The 16,161-nt window shown below is 41.0% G+C and carries 18 protein-coding genes and 1 tRNA gene; 5 read left to right on the top strand and 14 right to left on the bottom strand.

What is annotated here, in order from left to right; all coding sequences use genetic code 11:
• Positions 1-8 precede the first annotated feature (8 nt).
• The 4 genes from HMPREF2904_RS01975 (at position 9) to serS (ending at position 3,686) form a co-directional block, all read left to right on the top strand.
• Positions 9-812 carry a PTS mannose/fructose/sorbose transporter subunit IIC gene (locus HMPREF2904_RS01975; protein WP_048789380.1) on the top strand — a complete coding sequence of 268 codons (804 nt, stop codon included), beginning with the start codon at positions 9-11 and terminating at the stop codon, positions 810-812.
• 18 nt (positions 813-830) lie between these two features.
• Positions 831-1,742, top strand: a complete 912-nt coding sequence (locus HMPREF2904_RS01970; protein WP_061604608.1) for a PTS system mannose/fructose/sorbose family transporter subunit IID — start codon at positions 831-833, stop codon at positions 1,740-1,742.
• An 80-nt stretch (positions 1,743-1,822) separates the two neighbouring features.
• Positions 1,823-2,191 carry a DUF956 family protein gene (locus tag HMPREF2904_RS01965; protein WP_003012627.1) on the top strand — a complete coding sequence of 123 codons (369 nt, stop codon included), beginning with the start codon at positions 1,823-1,825 and terminating at the stop codon, positions 2,189-2,191.
• Between the two features lie 217 nt (positions 2,192-2,408).
• Entirely contained in the window at positions 2,409-3,686 is a 1,278-nt protein-coding gene (gene serS, locus HMPREF2904_RS01960; protein ID WP_003018473.1) for a serine--tRNA ligase, read from the top strand.
• A gap of 42 nt (positions 3,687-3,728) precedes the next feature.
• On the opposite strand, the gene HMPREF2904_RS01955 is transcribed toward serS, so the two are convergent.
• The 13 genes from HMPREF2904_RS01955 to HMPREF2904_RS01895 all read right to left on the bottom strand — a co-directional run bounded on the left by HMPREF2904_RS01955 (position 3,729) and on the right by HMPREF2904_RS01895 (position 14,396).
• Positions 3,729-4,499: an acetyl-CoA carboxylase carboxyl transferase subunit alpha gene (locus HMPREF2904_RS01955; protein ID WP_070659625.1), complete on the bottom strand. Its 771-nt coding sequence runs from the start codon at positions 4,497-4,499 to the stop codon at positions 3,729-3,731.
• Positions 4,492-5,358 carry an acetyl-CoA carboxylase, carboxyltransferase subunit beta gene (accD, locus tag HMPREF2904_RS01950; protein ID WP_070659622.1) on the bottom strand — a complete coding sequence of 289 codons (867 nt, stop codon included), beginning with the start codon at positions 5,356-5,358 and terminating at the stop codon, positions 4,492-4,494. Before accD ends, HMPREF2904_RS01955 begins: the two co-directional genes overlap by 8 nt.
• A 103-nt stretch (positions 5,359-5,461) precedes the next feature.
• On the bottom strand, positions 5,462-6,826 hold the full coding sequence (locus HMPREF2904_RS01945; protein ID WP_045760281.1) for an acetyl-CoA carboxylase biotin carboxylase subunit: 1,365 nt from the start codon (positions 6,824-6,826) through the stop codon (positions 5,462-5,464).
• 13 nt (positions 6,827-6,839) lie between these two features.
• Complete coding sequence (gene fabZ / locus HMPREF2904_RS01940; protein WP_003004019.1) at positions 6,840-7,265, bottom strand: 3-hydroxyacyl-ACP dehydratase FabZ; 426 nt, start codon at positions 7,263-7,265, stop codon at positions 6,840-6,842.
• Entirely contained in the window at positions 7,262-7,750 is a 489-nt protein-coding gene (gene accB / locus HMPREF2904_RS01935) for an acetyl-CoA carboxylase biotin carboxyl carrier protein (protein WP_070659621.1), read from the bottom strand. The genes fabZ and accB overlap by 4 nt, the downstream gene beginning before the upstream one ends.
• 3 nt (positions 7,751-7,753) lie before the next feature.
• Positions 7,754-8,986: a beta-ketoacyl-ACP synthase II gene (fabF, locus tag HMPREF2904_RS01930; protein ID WP_003010454.1), complete on the bottom strand. Its 1,233-nt coding sequence runs from the start codon at positions 8,984-8,986 to the stop codon at positions 7,754-7,756.
• 61 nt (positions 8,987-9,047) lie between these two features.
• Positions 9,048-9,782 carry a 3-oxoacyl-[acyl-carrier-protein] reductase gene (fabG, locus tag HMPREF2904_RS01925; protein ID WP_003010456.1) on the bottom strand — a complete coding sequence of 245 codons (735 nt, stop codon included), beginning with the start codon at positions 9,780-9,782 and terminating at the stop codon, positions 9,048-9,050.
• Positions 9,783-9,794: 12 nt separating this feature from the next.
• Positions 9,795-10,715, bottom strand: coding sequence for an ACP S-malonyltransferase (gene fabD / locus HMPREF2904_RS01920; protein ID WP_070659619.1), 921 nt, complete (start codon positions 10,713-10,715; stop codon positions 9,795-9,797).
• Between the two features lie 22 nt (positions 10,716-10,737).
• A complete protein-coding gene (fabK, locus tag HMPREF2904_RS01915) occupies positions 10,738-11,703 on the bottom strand; it encodes an enoyl-[acyl-carrier-protein] reductase FabK (RefSeq protein ID WP_070659617.1) in 966 nt (321 codons plus the stop codon).
• A 114-nt stretch (positions 11,704-11,817) separates the two neighbouring features.
• On the bottom strand, positions 11,818-12,042 hold the full coding sequence (locus HMPREF2904_RS01910; RefSeq protein ID WP_003003892.1) for an acyl carrier protein: 225 nt from the start codon (positions 12,040-12,042) through the stop codon (positions 11,818-11,820).
• Positions 12,043-12,099: 57 nt separating this feature from the next.
• Positions 12,100-13,074, bottom strand: coding sequence for a beta-ketoacyl-ACP synthase III (locus HMPREF2904_RS01905; RefSeq protein ID WP_070659615.1), 975 nt, complete (start codon positions 13,072-13,074; stop codon positions 12,100-12,102).
• Positions 13,074-13,508 (bottom strand): fatty acid biosynthesis transcriptional regulator FabT, encoded by a 435-nt coding sequence (locus tag HMPREF2904_RS01900; RefSeq protein ID WP_009732277.1) that lies wholly within the window; start codon positions 13,506-13,508, stop codon positions 13,074-13,076. The genes HMPREF2904_RS01905 and HMPREF2904_RS01900 overlap by 1 nt, the downstream gene beginning before the upstream one ends.
• Before the next feature lie 96 nt (positions 13,509-13,604).
• Positions 13,605-14,396, bottom strand: coding sequence for an enoyl-CoA hydratase (locus HMPREF2904_RS01895; RefSeq protein ID WP_070659612.1), 792 nt, complete (start codon positions 14,394-14,396; stop codon positions 13,605-13,607).
• 239 nt (positions 14,397-14,635) lie between these two features.
• Between HMPREF2904_RS01895 and HMPREF2904_RS01890 the strand changes: the two genes are divergently transcribed.
• On the top strand, positions 14,636-15,991 hold the full coding sequence (locus HMPREF2904_RS01890; RefSeq protein ID WP_070659610.1) for an aspartate kinase: 1,356 nt from the start codon (positions 14,636-14,638) through the stop codon (positions 15,989-15,991).
• A gap of 94 nt (positions 15,992-16,085) precedes the next feature.
• Here the strand turns inward: HMPREF2904_RS01890 and HMPREF2904_RS01885 are convergent.
• Positions 16,086-16,159 (bottom strand) — tRNA-Asn (locus HMPREF2904_RS01885).
• Between the last annotated feature and the right edge of the window lie 2 nt (positions 16,160-16,161).

Raw genomic sequence — 16,161 nt, 5'->3', positions numbered from 1 at the left:
TTTTAAACATGTCTATTATTTCTATGGTATTAGTGGTCGTTGTTGCCTTCTTAGCAGGTCTTGAAGGTATCCTTGACCAATTCCAATTCCACCAACCCCTTGTTGCTTGTACCTTAATCGGTTTGGTAACAGGTAACTTGACTGCTGGCATTATGCTTGGTGGTTCACTTCAATTTATTGCACTTGGCTGGGCAAACATTGGTGCCGCAGTTGCACCCGATGCTGCCCTTGCATCTGTCGCTGCTGCCATCATCATGGTACTTGGGGGAGACTTCAGTACAAAAGGAATCGCTGTCGCTCAAGGTGTCGCTATTCCACTTGCAGTTGCTGGTCTTTTCTTGACCATGATCGTCCGTACCCTTTCCGTTGGTTTGGTTCACACTGCCGACGCTGCTGCTAGAAAAGGGGATATCAAAGGTGTAGAACGCGCTCACTTTGTGGCCCTTCTTCTTCAAGGTCTTCGTATCGCCATTCCTGCAGCCCTCTTGTTGATGATTCCTGCTGAAACTGTCAAAACTGCTCTTGAACAAATGCCAAAATGGCTCTCTGATGGAATGCAAATCGGTGGTGGTATGGTTGTAGCCGTTGGTTATGCCATGGTTATCAACATGATGGCGAGCCGTGAAGTATGGCCATTCTTTGCCATCGGTTTTGCTCTTGCAGCCGTTAGCCAATTAACTTTGATCGCTCTTGGAGCAATTGGTGTTGCCCTTGCCTTGATCTACCTTACTCTTTCTAAGAAAGGTGGCAATGGAGGTGGCGGTGCCGCTACTTCTAACGATCCAATTGGCGACATTCTCGAAGACTATTAAGAAAGGTGTGACACTATCATGACTGAAAAATTACAATTATCTAAATCAGATCGTCAAAAAGTTTGGTGGCGTTCAACCTTCTTGCAAGGTTCTTGGAACTATGAACGGATGCAAAACTTGGGTTGGGCATACTCATTGATCCCAGCTATCAAAAAACTCTACACAAAGAAAGAAGACCAAGCGGCTGCTCTTGAGCGTCACATGGAATTCTTTAACACTCACCCATACGTTGCCGCTCCTATCATCGGGGTAACGCTTGCTCTTGAAGAAGAAAGAGCAAACGGTGCTGCTATTGACGATGCTGCTATCCAAGGGGTTAAAATTGGTATGATGGGTCCTTTGGCGGGTATCGGAGATCCAGTCTTCTGGTTTACAGTACGTCCAATTCTTGGGGCTCTTGGTGCATCACTTGCTGCGTCTGGTAACATCCTTGGCCCACTCATCTTCTTTATCGCATGGAATGCGATTCGTATGGCCTTCTTGTGGTACACGCAAGAACTTGGCTACAAAGCAGGTTCTGAAATTACCAAAGATATGTCTGGTGGGATCTTGCAAGACATCACTAAAGGGGCTTCTATCCTTGGGATGTTCATCCTCGCTGTCTTGGTAGAACGTTGGGTATCTATTAAATTCGTCTTCAATGTTTCTTCTGTCAAATTAGACGACAAAGCTTATATCCACTGGGATAAACTTCCTGAAGGATACAAGGGTATCCAAGAAGCCTTCGCTCAAGTTGGTTCAGGTCTATCTCAAACACCTGAAAAAGTTACAACTTTCCAACAAAACTTGGATTCATTGATTCCTGGTTTGATGGGATTGCTTCTTACTTTCGCTTGTATGTGGTTGCTTAAGAAGAAAGTATCTCCAATCACTATCATCATCGCCCTCTTTGTAATCGGTGTCTTGGCACACGTTGCTGGCTTGATGTAAGCAAAGATCAACAAAAAAGAAGGTTTCGACCTTCTTTTTATTATGATATAATGGAATGAATAGCAATACAGGAGGATCTCATGGCTCAATCATTGAATAAAACCGTTGAATTCCATACTACAGGGGTTTCTTACCTTGGAGTGGGGGGAAAGGTTGGAAAAATCCTAGTCGGGAATGCCGCTTTTGAATTTTATGCGGATGCTAATGTTGAAGACTACATCCAAATTCCCTGGCAAGAAATCGATCAAATCGGAGCCAATGTATCCGGACGTAAAATTAGCCGCCATTTTGAAATCTATACCAGAGAATCAAAATTTCTCTTTGCTTCAAAAGACTCTGGAAAAATTTTAAAGATTGCTCGGGAACATCTAGGAAATGATAAAATTGTCAAACTTCCTACGTTGATCCAAATCATCACGGCTAAAATTAAAAATCTATTTGCAAAATAGGATCTTTTCTTGTATAATAGACGCAAACGGATAAGTAAGTTAAGAGGTTCTTTCAGAAAGTCTGCGGTTGCTGCGAGCAGATAGAAATCTTAATTGAAATTCTACCGTTTCTTTAAAATACAATATCGAATCAAGTGCACACCTGTGAAGTTGGATGGAACCGTGGCTCTGCCACTCCAACACTCTAACAGGTGTGTTTTTTGTTAAAGGAGAAGCTATGTTAGATATTAAACGGATTCGTACAGACTTTGATGCGGTTGCTAAAAAATTGGCAACACGTGGCGTAGATGCAGCTATTTTGAATGAAATGAAAGAAATCGATGCTAAACGTCGAGATATCTTAGTCAAAGTAGAAAATCTCAAAGCAGAGCGTAACACTGTATCTGCTGAAATCGCACAAGCTAAACGCAACAAGGAAAATGCAGATGATAAGATTGCTGCCATGCAAACCCTCTCTGCAGAGGTCAAAGCATTGGATACAGAATTAGCTGAAATCGATGCAAAATTAACTGAATTCACTACTACCCTTCCAAACATCCCTGCTGATAGTGTCCCTGTTGGAGCGGATGAGGATGACAACGTTGAGGTTCGCCGTTGGGGAACACCGCGCGAATTTGGCTTTGAACCAAAAGCTCACTGGGATTTAGGTGAAGACCTTGATATCCTTGACTGGGAACGCGGAGCTAAAGTCACTGGTGCTCGTTTCCTCTTCTACAAAGGACTTGGAGCTCGCTTAGAACGCGCTATCTACAACTTTATGTTGGACGAACATGGCAAAGAAGGCTACACTGAAGTCATCCCTCCTTACATGGTCAACCATGATTCTATGTTTGGTACTGGTCAGTATCCAAAATTCAAGGAAGATACTTTTGAACTTAGCGATACCAATTATGTCCTCATTCCAACAGCCGAAGTTCCTTTGACAAACTACTACCGCGATGAAATTCTTGATGGGAAAGATCTTCCAATCTACTTCACCGCTATGAGTCCATCTTTCCGTTCAGAAGCTGGTTCAGCTGGTCGTGATACTCGTGGATTGATCCGTTTGCACCAATTCCATAAGGTTGAAATGGTGAAATTTGCTAAACCAGAAGAATCATATGATGAATTGGAAAAAATGGTTGTCAATGCTGAAAATATCCTTCAAAAACTGAACCTTCCATACCGTGTAGTAGCTCTCTCAACAGGAGACATGGGCTTCTCAGCTGCCAAGACTTATGACTTGGAAGTATGGATTCCAGCGCAAAATACCTACCGTGAAATCTCAAGCTGTTCCAATACAGAAGATTTCCAAGCTCGCCGTGCGCAAATCCGCTACCGTGATGAAGCAGATGGCAAGGTAAAACTCCTTCACACTTTGAACGGTTCTGGATTGGCTGTTGGACGTACCGTCGCTGCTATTCTTGAAAACTACCAAAACGAAGACGGTTCTGTGACCATTCCAGAAGTCCTTCGCCCATACATGGGTGGCGCAGAAGTCATCGCACCAAAATAAAGTTTAAAAAAACTGAGTCTTGCAAATTGCAAGCTCAGTTTTTTAATATTTACGAAAACGTTGGTAGCGTTGCTCCAGAAGCTCTTCGAGAGGTAAAGCTTGTAAAACCTTTAACTCTTCCTGTAATTCCTTCTTCACTTGAGCCAGTAGTTCTCCATTTGAAAATCCATGCTCGGGAATCACCTTATCGACAATTTCCATATTTAACAATTCGTGAGAAGTAATCTTCATCAACTCTGCTGCTTCCATGGCACGACTTCCATCTTTCCAAAGAATAGAGGCAAAACCTTCTGGACTCAAGACCGCATAGATGGAGTTCTCAAGCATCCAGACCTTATCTGCCACAGCAAGAGCCAAGGCACCACCAGAGCCACCTTCTCCGATGATAATCGCGATAATCGGAACTTTTAAATCACTCATTTCCATGAGGTTACGGGCAATGGCTTCACCTTGTCCTCGTTCTTCAGCACCAACACCAGGATAAGCACCCGCTGTATTGATAAAGGTCACAACTGGACGACCAAATTTCTCCGCTTGCTTCATGAGGCGCAAAGCTTTTCGATAGCCTTCTGGATGTGGTTGTCCAAAATTACGTTTTAGATTATCCTGAAGATTTTTTCCTTTTTGGATTCCAACGACTGTAACCGTTTGATCGCCTATGCGTCCAATCCCACCAATCACCGCACCATCATCACGGAAGTTTCGATCTCCATGTAATTCGATAAAATCATCAAAGATTCCTTGAGCAAAATCAAGCGCAGTCAATCTTCCTTGGTCACGTGCCTCTTTAATAATCTGTGTTATTTTACTCATGTTTACCTCCATGAAGGGCCAATAATTGTCCAACTGTTGCTCGGATTTGGCTTCTCTCCACGATCAAGTCTACAAATCCATGTTCTTGTAGAAATTCTGCTTTTTGGAAATCATCTGGCAATTTTTCACGCACAGTTGATTCGATCACGCGCCGACCGGCAAAACCAACCAAGGCCTGACTCTCTGCCATGATAATATCACCTTCCATAGCAAATGAGGCTGTCACCCCACCAGTTGTCGGATCTGTCAATACCGTCAAATAGAATAATTTTTCTTTGGAATGGCGTTGAACAGCTGCAGAAATTTTTGCCATTTGCATCAAACTCACGATTCCTTCTTGCATCCGAGCGCCACCGGAAGCGGTAAAGATAACAACTGGCAATTTTTCTTTTGTCGCAAATTCAAATAAACGAGTAATTTTTTCGCCTACCACAGAACCCATTGAAGCCATGATAAAGTTGGAATCCATGATCCCAAGCGCAACTTTTTGCCCTTTAATCAAGGCAGTTCCAGTTAGGACAGCTTCATCCAGTCCTGTCATTTCCCGCACTGCTGCTAGTTTCTTCTTATAATTTGGGAAATTCAAAGGATCTGTTGTTTCGATTCCTGTAAACATTTCTTCAAAGCTAGCTGGATCCACTGTCAGCGCCAAGCGTTCTTTAGCAGAAATACGGAAGGTATAGCCACAATTCGGGCAGACACGTTCACTACCTAAATCCTTTTGGTAAATGGTATGTTTACAACCTGGGCATTGTGAAAATAGTTCATCAGGAACTTCAGGTTTTGGCTGAGGCTCCTTCCAGGCTGACCTATTCGGATTGATCCGAATATATTTATCTTTTTTAGAAAATAATGCCATTACTTACTCCTTATAATATGCTACAGTATCTGCAGCATTACTATAAAAGCCTGAAACTGTGAAGATGATGTTCATACTTCCCTCACAAGTCCAGGCTTTTTCATCATTCCTTATTATAATTTGGAAGGAATTGTTCCATCAAAAATGCAGTGTCATAATCACCAGCGATCACATGTGAATCTGAAATCAAATCCAACTGGAAACTGCTATTGGTTGTGACACCATCGATTTCCAACTCATAAAGAGCACGCTGCATTTTCATCAGTGCATCAAAGCGATTTTCCCCATGGACAATGATCTTGGCAATCATACTATCATAGTATGGTGGAATCGTATAACCAGGATACACAGCAGAATCCACACGCAAGCCAACCCCACCACTTGGAAGATAGAGATTAGTGATCTTACCTGGGCTTGGTGCAAAGTTAAAGGAAGGATTTTCCGCATTGATCCGGCATTCAATCGCATGGCCTTTAATGACAATATCCTCTTGAGTAACGGATAATTCTTGGCCAGCTGCGATTTTAATCTGTTCCTTAACAATATCCACTCCCGTTACAAATTCCGTGACAGGATGCTCTACTTGCACACGGGTATTCATTTCCATAAAGTAGAACTCACCCTTGCCTTCATCATACAAGAATTCAATCGTTCCAGCATTCTCGTACCCAACTGATTCAGCTGCACGAACAGCTGCAGAACCAATCCGATCACGAAGAGTTTTTCCAATAGCAATCGAAGGGGATTCTTCTAGAACTTTTTGATTGTTCCGTTGAAGAGAGCAATCGCGTTCACCTAAGTGAATGACATGTCCATGCTGATCAGCTAAAATCTGTACTTCAATGTGGCGTGCCGGATAAATCACCCGCTCCATATACATGGCACCATTCCCAAAAGCAGCTTGAGCTTCTGAGGAAGCAGATTCAAAAGCAGCAACCAAATCTTCTGGTTTTTCAACCTTCCGAATTCCTTTACCACCACCTCCTGCAGATGCTTTCAACATCACAGGGTAACCAATACGCTCTGCAATCTCGAGGGCTTCTTCAGCAGTATACACTTCACCATCTGATCCAGGAATAACAGGCACTCCTGCTTTGATCATCTGTTTACGAGCATTAATCTTATCCCCCATCAAATCCATGACTTTAGCAGAAGGACCAATAAACTTAATGCCCACTTCCTCACACATGGTCGCAAATTTTGAGTTTTCACTTAAAAATCCAAAACCAGGGTGAATAGCTTCTGCACCTGTTAAAACAGCTGCGGATAAGACAGCACTCATATTCAAATAAGATTCTGTTGATTTAGCAGGTCCAATACAGACTGCCTCATCCGCTAGTAAGGTATGCAAGGCTTCTTTATCAGCAGTAGAATACACCGCAACCGTCTCGATGCCAAGTTCACGAGCCGCACGAATAATGCGCACTGCAATCTCACCACGATTGGCGATTAAGATCTTACGAAACATAGATAGGCCTTTCTTAATTTCCAATTGCAAAAGTAAGCGTTCCTGAAGCTGCAAGCTTACCGTCTACCTCTGCTTTCGCTTCAACAACAGCAATGGTTCCACGACGTTTGACAAAAGTAGCTGTCATCACCAGTTGATCTCCTGGAACGACTTGTTTTTTAAACTTCACCTTGTCCATCCCTGCATAAAAGACTAATTTCCCTTTATTTTCAGGTTTTGACAACTCTAGTACACCTGCTGTTTGTGCCAAAGCTTCCATGATGAGAACACCTGGCATAACAGGATATTGTGGAAAATGTCCATTAAAAAATGGTTCATTAATTGTCACGTTTTTAATGGCAACAATCGTATCTTCGCTTGTTTCTAAAACGCGATCCACCAAAAGCATTGGGTAACGATGCGGCAAAGCCTCACGAATAGCATTAATATCAATTGTCATTTGATTCGAACCAATCCTTTTCCAAATTCAACCATTTCTTCATTCGTTACTAAAATTTCAGTGACTACCCCATCTTTTGGTGCTGGGACTTCATTCATCACTTTCATGGCTTCGATAATCAAGAGTGTTTGACCCTTAGTGACCTTATCTCCTACAGATACAAAGGCTGGTTTATCCGGAGCTGGCGACAAGTAAGCCACCCCAACCAATGGACTTTCAACCACATCACCTTCTGCAGCCTGAGCTGGAGCAGCAACTGGTTCAGCCACTACAGCTGGAGTTGCTGGTGCTTCAACAACAGGGGCTACTACAGGAGTTTGAGGAGCTGCTACCACTTCAAGTGCAGGAGCAACCGGTGTAGCCGCAACTGAACTCGTTTGGTTTTTACTCAAATTCAATTCTTCGCCATTATTTTTATATGAGAATTCACGCAAAGTTGACGCATCAAATTGAGCCAACAAATCTTTGACTTCAGAAATATTCATGAATTAACCCTCCCAACGTTTAAAGGCCAGAACAGCATTGTGTCCTCCAAAACCAAAGGTATTTGAGATAGCGTACTGAATATCCGCTTCTTGACCTTCACCATAAACAACGTTTGCTTCGATATAGTCAGACAATTCTTTAGTACCAGCAGTTTTTGGTACAAAGCTATGACGAATCGCTTCGATGGTAGCAATCGCTTCAACCGCACCAGCAGCACCTAACAAGTGTCCTGTAAATGATTTAGTAGATGATACAGGAACTTCTTTACCAAGTACAGAAACAATAGCTCCGCTTTCACCTTTTTCATTAGCAGGTGTAGAGGTACCATGTGCATTGACATAATCGACATCCTCAGGTTTGATACCCGCTTCATTGATCGCCAATTTAATCGCTTTAGCCGCACCTGAACCATCTGGTGTTGGTGTTGTCATATGATAAGCATCACAGTTTGATCCGTAACCAACAATCTCAGCCAAGATGTTAGCACCACGTTTTTGAGCATGTTCCAAGCTTTCAATAACGAGAACCCCTGCACCTTCACCCATCACAAAACCATTACGGTCTTTGTCAAATGGGATAGATGAACGTTCTGGGTCTTCCGTTGTTGAAAGGGCCGTAAGGGCATTGAAACCACCGATACCAATCTTAGTAATCGAAGCTTCAGCACCACCTGCCAAAACAACATCATGCATACCAAATTTAATTTCACGGAAAGCTTCACCAATGGCATCGTTGGCAGAAGCACAAGCTGTTGTCACGGATTTACATACCCCTTGAGCCCCAATCTTAAGTGCGATGTTTCCAGCCCCCATGTTTGAAAGAGCTTTTGGAATAAACATTGGTTGGATTCTCTTCATCCCACGTTCATGCATCCGGATGATTTGGTCTTCCAATTCTTGCAAACCACCGATACCAGATGATACAATCACACCTACACGATCGCGGTCTTCTTCTTCCATGTTCAAGCCTGAATTTTCAATAGCTTCCATTGCAGCATAGATTGCATACAATGAGTAAGTATCCATACGATTTTGATCTTTTTTTACAAAATATTTATCGAATGGGAAATCTTGAATTTCACCAGCATTAAAGACTGGAATTTCAGAAGCATCAAATTTCGTAATGGGTTTGATCCCAATTTTTCCTTCATGAAGGCTATTCCAAAATTCTTCTGGTGTATTTCCGATTGGTGAGGTTACACCATAACCTGTAACAACAACACGATTTGTAGACATATATATTCTCCTTTTGTCGGATGGATATTTAAGTAAGTGATTTTCGATCAGTGAGCATTCATTATTGCATAGTCATTCCGCCATCAATGGCAATTGTTTGACCAGTTAAATATTCTTGACCTGCCAAGAAAGCCGCAACTTCTGCCACTTCTTCAGCTTGACCAATTCGTTTCATTGGCACTTGAGCTAGCATGGCATCTTTCATTTTCTCTGGAATAGCGTCTGTCATATCTGATTCAATGAAACCAGGTGCAATGGCATTCACACGAACGCCACGAGCCGCAACTTCACGCGCTACTGATTTAGTGAAACCAATCAAACCAGCTTTTGAAGCCGCATAGTTAGCTTGACCGATATTCCCCATGAGACCTACAACAGATGACATATTGATGATGGCACCTTGACGCGCCTTAGACATTGGTTTCAAGACAGCTTGTGTCATATTGAAGGCACCAGTCAAGTTGATTTTCAAAACCCGTTCAAAATCTTCTTCAGTCATTTTCAACATCAACTTGTCGTTTGTGATCCCAGCGTTATTGACCAAAACATCAACACTTCCAAGCTTTTCAATTGCTTCAGCTACCATACGTTGAGCATCTTCGCCATTAGAAATATCCCCAGAAATACCAACAACAGTCACACCATAGTCAGCAAACTGTGCAAGCAAGTCCTCAGAAATTTCAGAACGTCCATTTAGGACAACATTGGCACCGAGACTCGCAAATTTATGAGCCACAGCCAATCCAATTCCGCGTGTTGAACCTGTTACAAAAACATTTTTATTCTTAAGTTCCATCTTTACCTCGTTTTAAGCATTCAGAAGTGCATCTAGACTAGCCTGATCTTCGACGTTATGAGTTGGAAGAGTTTTATCAATTTTTTTCAAGAAACCTGACAAGACTTTTCCAGGTCCGATCTCGATGACCTCATCTACACCAAATTCTTGAATCGTAGCAATTGAATCATAGAAACGAACTGGTTCTTTTACTTGACGGGCCAACAGTGCTTTCACATCTTCTGACTTCATGATCGTAGCTTCTGTATTCCCAACTAAAGGAAGATCAAAATCATTAAATGATACTTTTTCTAGTTCAGCCGCCAATTTTTGACTAGCAGATTCCAGTAAGGCTGTGTGGAATGGACCTGACACGTTCAAAGGGATCAAGCGTTTGGCACCTGCTTCCTGCAATAGTTCCACAGCATAGTCCACAGCCGCAACCTCACCACCAATCACAATTTGTGCTGGCGTATTGTAGTTAGCTGGTGTTACTACACCCTTTTCGGATGCTTGTTGGCAAATCTCTTCGATCAAACTTGGATCTGTATTCATAACAGCAACCATTTTCCCACTTCCAGCAGGAGCTGCTGTTTCCATGAATTCACCACGTTTCGCAACCAAAGCTACTGCATCTTCAAACGAAAGACCTCCAGCCGCAACCAGGGCAGAATATTCCCCCAAAGAGAGGCCGGCAACAATATCAGGAGTGATACCATTTTCTGCTAAGAGACGATAAATGGCTACTGACGTTGTCAAAATAGCTGGTTGAGTATAGCGTGTCTGATTCAGTTTTTCTTCGTTAGAATCAATCAATTCACGCAAATCATAACCTAGAATACGACTAGCCGTATCAAATGTCTCTTTAACAACGGGATAAGCCGCATACAAATCGCTCGCCATGCCCAATTTCTGAGCCCCTTGACCAGCAAATAAGAACGCACGTTTTGTCACTATCCTAATCCTTTCGACGTTTTTAGACGTTTACATCTGCCCAACGAGCAGCCTCTCTTTGAATCACCTTGGCTGCACCATAATAGATATCTTCTAGAATTTCAGCACAAGTTTCTTCCTTGCTCACAAGACCAGCAATTTGGCCTGCCATTACAGACCCATTGTCAACATCTCCATCAACAACGGCATTGCGAAGCGCACCTGCTCCTAATTCTTCAATTTCTTCTTGAGTCTTCTTACCTGCCAAGAAATCTTTTTCAGCTTGGTTATAGGCAGAAGCCAATTTATTCTTGATCGCACGAACAGGGTGTCCAACAACTGATGCTGAAACTACCGTATCAATATCTTTCGCTTTCAAGATTTTATTCTTAAAGTTTTGGTGAGCGTTAGATTCTTTAGCAACCACGAAACGAGTTCCCACCTGAACAGCTTCAGCGCCTAACATAAAGACAGCTGCAGCACCGGAACCATCAGCGACACCTCCAGCACCAATTACTGGAATAGAAACAGCTTCAACCACTTGACGAACCAAGGTCATGGTCGTCAATTTACCAATGTGACCTCCAGCTTCCATGCCTTCTGCAATCACCGCATCGGCACCCAAATTTTCCATCCGTTTTGCAAGGGCAACAGATGGAACAACTGGAATGACAGTGATCCCTGCTTCATGGAAACGATCCATGTATTTCCCAGGATTTCCAGCACCAGTTGTAACAACTTTTACACCTTCTTCAATCACCAGGTCAACAATGTCATCCGCGAATGGGGACAAAAGCATGATATTTACACCAAAAGGTTTATCTGTAATAGACTTCACTTTATCAATGTTAGCCTTTACAACTTCTTTTGGAGCGTTCCCGCCACCAATGATTCCAAGACCACCGGCGTTTGATACTGCTCCAGCCAAGTCACCATCAGCGACCCATGCCATCCCACCTTGGAAGATTGGATATTTAATATTCAATAGTTCAGTAATTCGTGTTTGCATTATACCTACCTCTTTTTTCGCTTAAGTAATAGTTTGAGTTTAAAAGATTGTTTCTTTGAGCCTCAAACTATTACCTAAACAAGAGAGAATATCTTTCGATACTCTCATCTATCATTATTTTGTTTTTTCTTCTACGTAAGCGACAAGATCACCAACTGTAGACAATCCTTCTTCAGTTTCGATTTGGATATCAAAAGCATCTTCGATTTCAGAGATCACTTGGAACAAATCCAATGAATCAGCTTCTAAATCTTCGAATGTAGATTCAAGAGTTACTTCTGATGGTTCTTTACCAAGTTCTTCAACGATAATTTCTTGTACTTTTTCAAATACTGCCATGACAGGCCTCCTTAAAAAAAATATATAAATTTTTAAAATGTGTTTCCACATGTTTAACTAGATTGTAACAAGAAGTGTGCCCCATGTCAAACCTCCACCGAATCCTGTAAGAAGAATTTTTTGACTTCCATCCATCTTGATTCGATGATTCTCGACACACTCCGATAATAGAATGGGGATACTAGCAGCACTAGTGTTCCCATATTCCATCATATTTGCTGGGATCTTCTCTCTAGAGACACCCAGTTTTTTTGACATCTTATCTAACATTCGGTCATTCGCCTGGTGTAACAGAAAATAGTCAATCTCTTCTGCTTCCATAGAGGCGTCTGCTATTATTTTTTGAATACTTTTCGTGACATCACGAATGGCAAAATCAAAAACTGCCCGCCCATCCATCGTCAGATATCTTCGATCGGTAACTTCCTCTGAATAAGGAGAAGACAGACCCAAATAGCAAGATTCAAGACTAGAACCACGGCTACCATCCGTAAAAAGACTTTCAGCTAAAAACGATTTTTGATCGCTCGCTTCAAGCAAGACACCGCCAGCTCCATCTCCAAAAAGTACTGAAGTAGAGCGATCTGACCAGTCTAATACTTTTGAAAGCGTCTCACTACCGATCACAATCCCTCGCTGGTACATCCCTGAAGAAATGTATTTTTCAGCAGTGGCTAATGCAAATACAAATCCGCTACATGCTGCAGTCAGATCAAACGCAAAAGCTCGAGAAGCTCCAATATTAGCTTGTACCCGGGCTGCGGTCGATGGCATTAAGCTGTCTGGAGTAATTGTAGCGACAACGATAAAATCAATTTCCTCAGCGTCTAAGTTTGCTTTTGCTAATAATCTTTGTGCGACAACTGTTGCAAGATCACTGGTCGTCTCATCTCTTGAAATGTGACGACGAAGAATGCCTGTCCGACTACTGATCCATTCATCACTTGTATCCATAATCTCAGCTAAATCATCATTCGATACGACTTGGTCAGGTACATAATGAGCGACTTGACTAATTTTAGCAAAGACCATTATTTAATTTCCTCCAAGAAACGATACAGATTTTGCAATCCTTTTTGCATCACTTTCTTCTCTTCAGGACTCATATCTCCAATAATTTGGTTGACCATCCGTTTATGGAATTGCTGATGAAGTCGATAAAGTAGACGACCATTCTTTGTTAAACTCAAGTGTACAACCCGGCGATCAACTTCAGATCTTCTTCTTTCGATATACCCTTTGCGCTCAAGATTATTCAAACTTGTCGTGACAGTCCCCAAAGTCACCATCAACTCCCGTGAAATATCACTCGGGGTTGCATTCGGTGTCGAACCAATCACGTCGATCGTATGCATTTCTTTAATAGAAACATCTTTAAATCGACTTGCTCTTAGGCTCGTCTCCTCGATAACCAAAACATTATTAAAGATGGATGTTAAATAGTCATTAACTAATTGGTAATTCAAAACTCCACCTCCTAATTTTACTTTGATAGTCAAATTTTATCAAAAATGAAAATAATTTGCAAGCTTTTTTTCACAAAACATGGAAAAGATACAAATTTATTTTCCTTTAAATTGTGGCCGACGTTTTTCAGAGTAGGCAATAACCCCCTCTTTAAAATCTTCTGTAAATGCTAGTTTCTTTTGCAAATTTAATTCAAGATTCGCATATTGGTCCCATTCTTTCAAGAAGGCTTCCCAAACCATTTCTTTCATAGCAGCATAAGAATTTGAAGATCCTCTTCTTAATTTTTTAAGCAATTGATCAACCGTTTTCTCAAGTTTTTCAGATTCACAAACGCGGTAAGCTAGGCCATACTCCAATGCTTTTTCTGCAGTCAAAGCTTCACCTGTCATTACTAAATGAGTAGCCCGAGACATACCAATAGCTTTTCCTAATAAGAATAACCCACCCGCATCTGGTGCTAAACCAACCCCAACAAAGGCTTGGATAAATTTTGTACGATCACTAATTATACAAAAATCAACAGCTACTGCTATGTTGGCCGCCGCTCCTGCGACCGCTCCATCAGCTACCATAATAACCGGCTTAGGTAATTGCTTAATTTTCTTAGAAATAGTATTAACTAATTCAGCAATTAAAACAAGAGACTCGATGTCATCTGCATCGACTGCGCGTTTCATTTCACTCAAATCTCCACCAACTGAAAAGATTTTCCCTTCTGCTGATAGAATAATGAATTTTACTTCCTCATTTTTTTCTGCATCTTCCAAGGCAGCCAAAATTTCCTGACACATTGGAATGTTAAAACCATTAGAAACTTCAGGACGATTTAAAGAAATTGACGCGAGATCGTTTTCGACAGAATACAAAATTGTTTCAAACATCACAGACTCCTTTTATTTAAATATAAAATATTTTGATCTTAAAACTTTTTAATTATAACATATCATACCATAAAAAATTAGAATAGTAAAATATATCTATAAGATGTAACAAAATTGTAAAATTTGAATCATGACAATTTATAGCCTCTTAGATCCACCAATTTTATGCCCTATTTATAAATACATTGTATCAATAACTGAACTTTGGTATAATGTACTAATGAAACTATTAAGGAGAAAATATGAAAGTAACTAAATTCGGTGGAAGTTCTCTAGCATCAGCTCCACAATTAAAAAAAGTACTTAATATCATTAAAGATGATCCAGAAAGAAGATTTGTAGTTGTATCAGCTCCTGGTAAGCGAAATGCAGAAGATACAAAAGTAACAGATGCACTGATCCGTTATTATAAAGAATTCACTTCAGATAAAGATGTTACGCAAACACAACAGTGGATTATTGAGCGTTATCGTGCCATTACAGAAGAATTGGGTCTCAAAGATTCTATCATTCAAGAAATTGCTGAAGATATCTATGATCTGACAAATTTGCCTAAAAAAGGAAATCCATTTACATACGATGCATTTTTGGCAGCCGGTGAAAATAACAACGCTAAACTCATAGCTGCCTATTTCAATCAAAATGGATTAGAAGCAAAATATATCCATCCAAAAGAAGCAGGAATCACAGTCACTGCGGAACCTTCCAACGCTCGTATTTTACCTTCTAGTTACGATAAAATTGAAGAACTAAAAGATGCAAGTGAAGTAATTGTCATTCCAGGTTTTTTTGGTGTTACCCAAGATGGGGACATTTGTACATTTTCTCGTGGTGGATCTGACATTACAGGATCTATCATTGCAGCTGGCGTGAAAGCAGACTTATACGAAAACTTTACAGACGTAAATGGTATCTTTGCAGCACATCCAGGTATTATTAAACACCCACATTCTATTCCTGAATTAACCTACAAAGAAATGCGTGAATTAGCCTATGCTGGTTTTTCAGTCTTACATGATGAAGCACTTGTTCCAGCATACAGAGGTAAAATTCCATTAGTCATTAAAAATACAAATAATCCAGACCACCCTGGAACCCGCATTGTTTTGGAACATTCAAATGATCATGTGACTGTTGTAGGGATTGCAGGTGATTCAGGATTCGTTAGTATTAACACTACAAAATACCTTATGAACCGCGAAGTCGGTTTTGGTCGAAAAGTCCTTCAAATTTTAGAAGATCTCAATATCAGTTGGGAACATATGCCAACAGGAATTGATGATTTATCCATCATTTTGCGTTCACGTGAACTGACACCGATCAAAGAACAAGAAATTCTGAAACAATTAACACAAAAGCTAGAAGTTGACACAGCCGAAATTGAACATGATCTTTCTATCATTATGATTGTTGGTGAGAAAATGAAGAGTCAGGTAGGGGTTACCGCCACTGCAGCCAAAGCACTATCAGAAAATGAAGTAAATATTCAAATGATCTCGCAAGGTTCTAGTGAAGTTTCCATTATGTTCGTTGTAAGTAAAGATCAAGAAGAAAAAGCAATTAAAGCCTTATATCAAGCATTTTTCCCAAATAACTAAATAGAGAAAAGCTCCGTTAACTAAACGGAGCTTTAATTAACATTAAAATGAAAAGTAAAAAAGAGATCAATTACTTGATCTCTTATATTCTATACTCCGCCAGTAGGACTCGAACCTACGACATCATGATTAACAGTCATGCGCTACTACCAACTGAGCTATGGCGGAAT

Source organism: Streptococcus sp. HMSC072G04 (assembly GCF_001813295.1).
Taxonomy (GTDB): domain Bacteria; phylum Bacillota; class Bacilli; order Lactobacillales; family Streptococcaceae; genus Streptococcus.
This window is presented reverse-complemented; position numbering and strand designations above follow the sequence as displayed.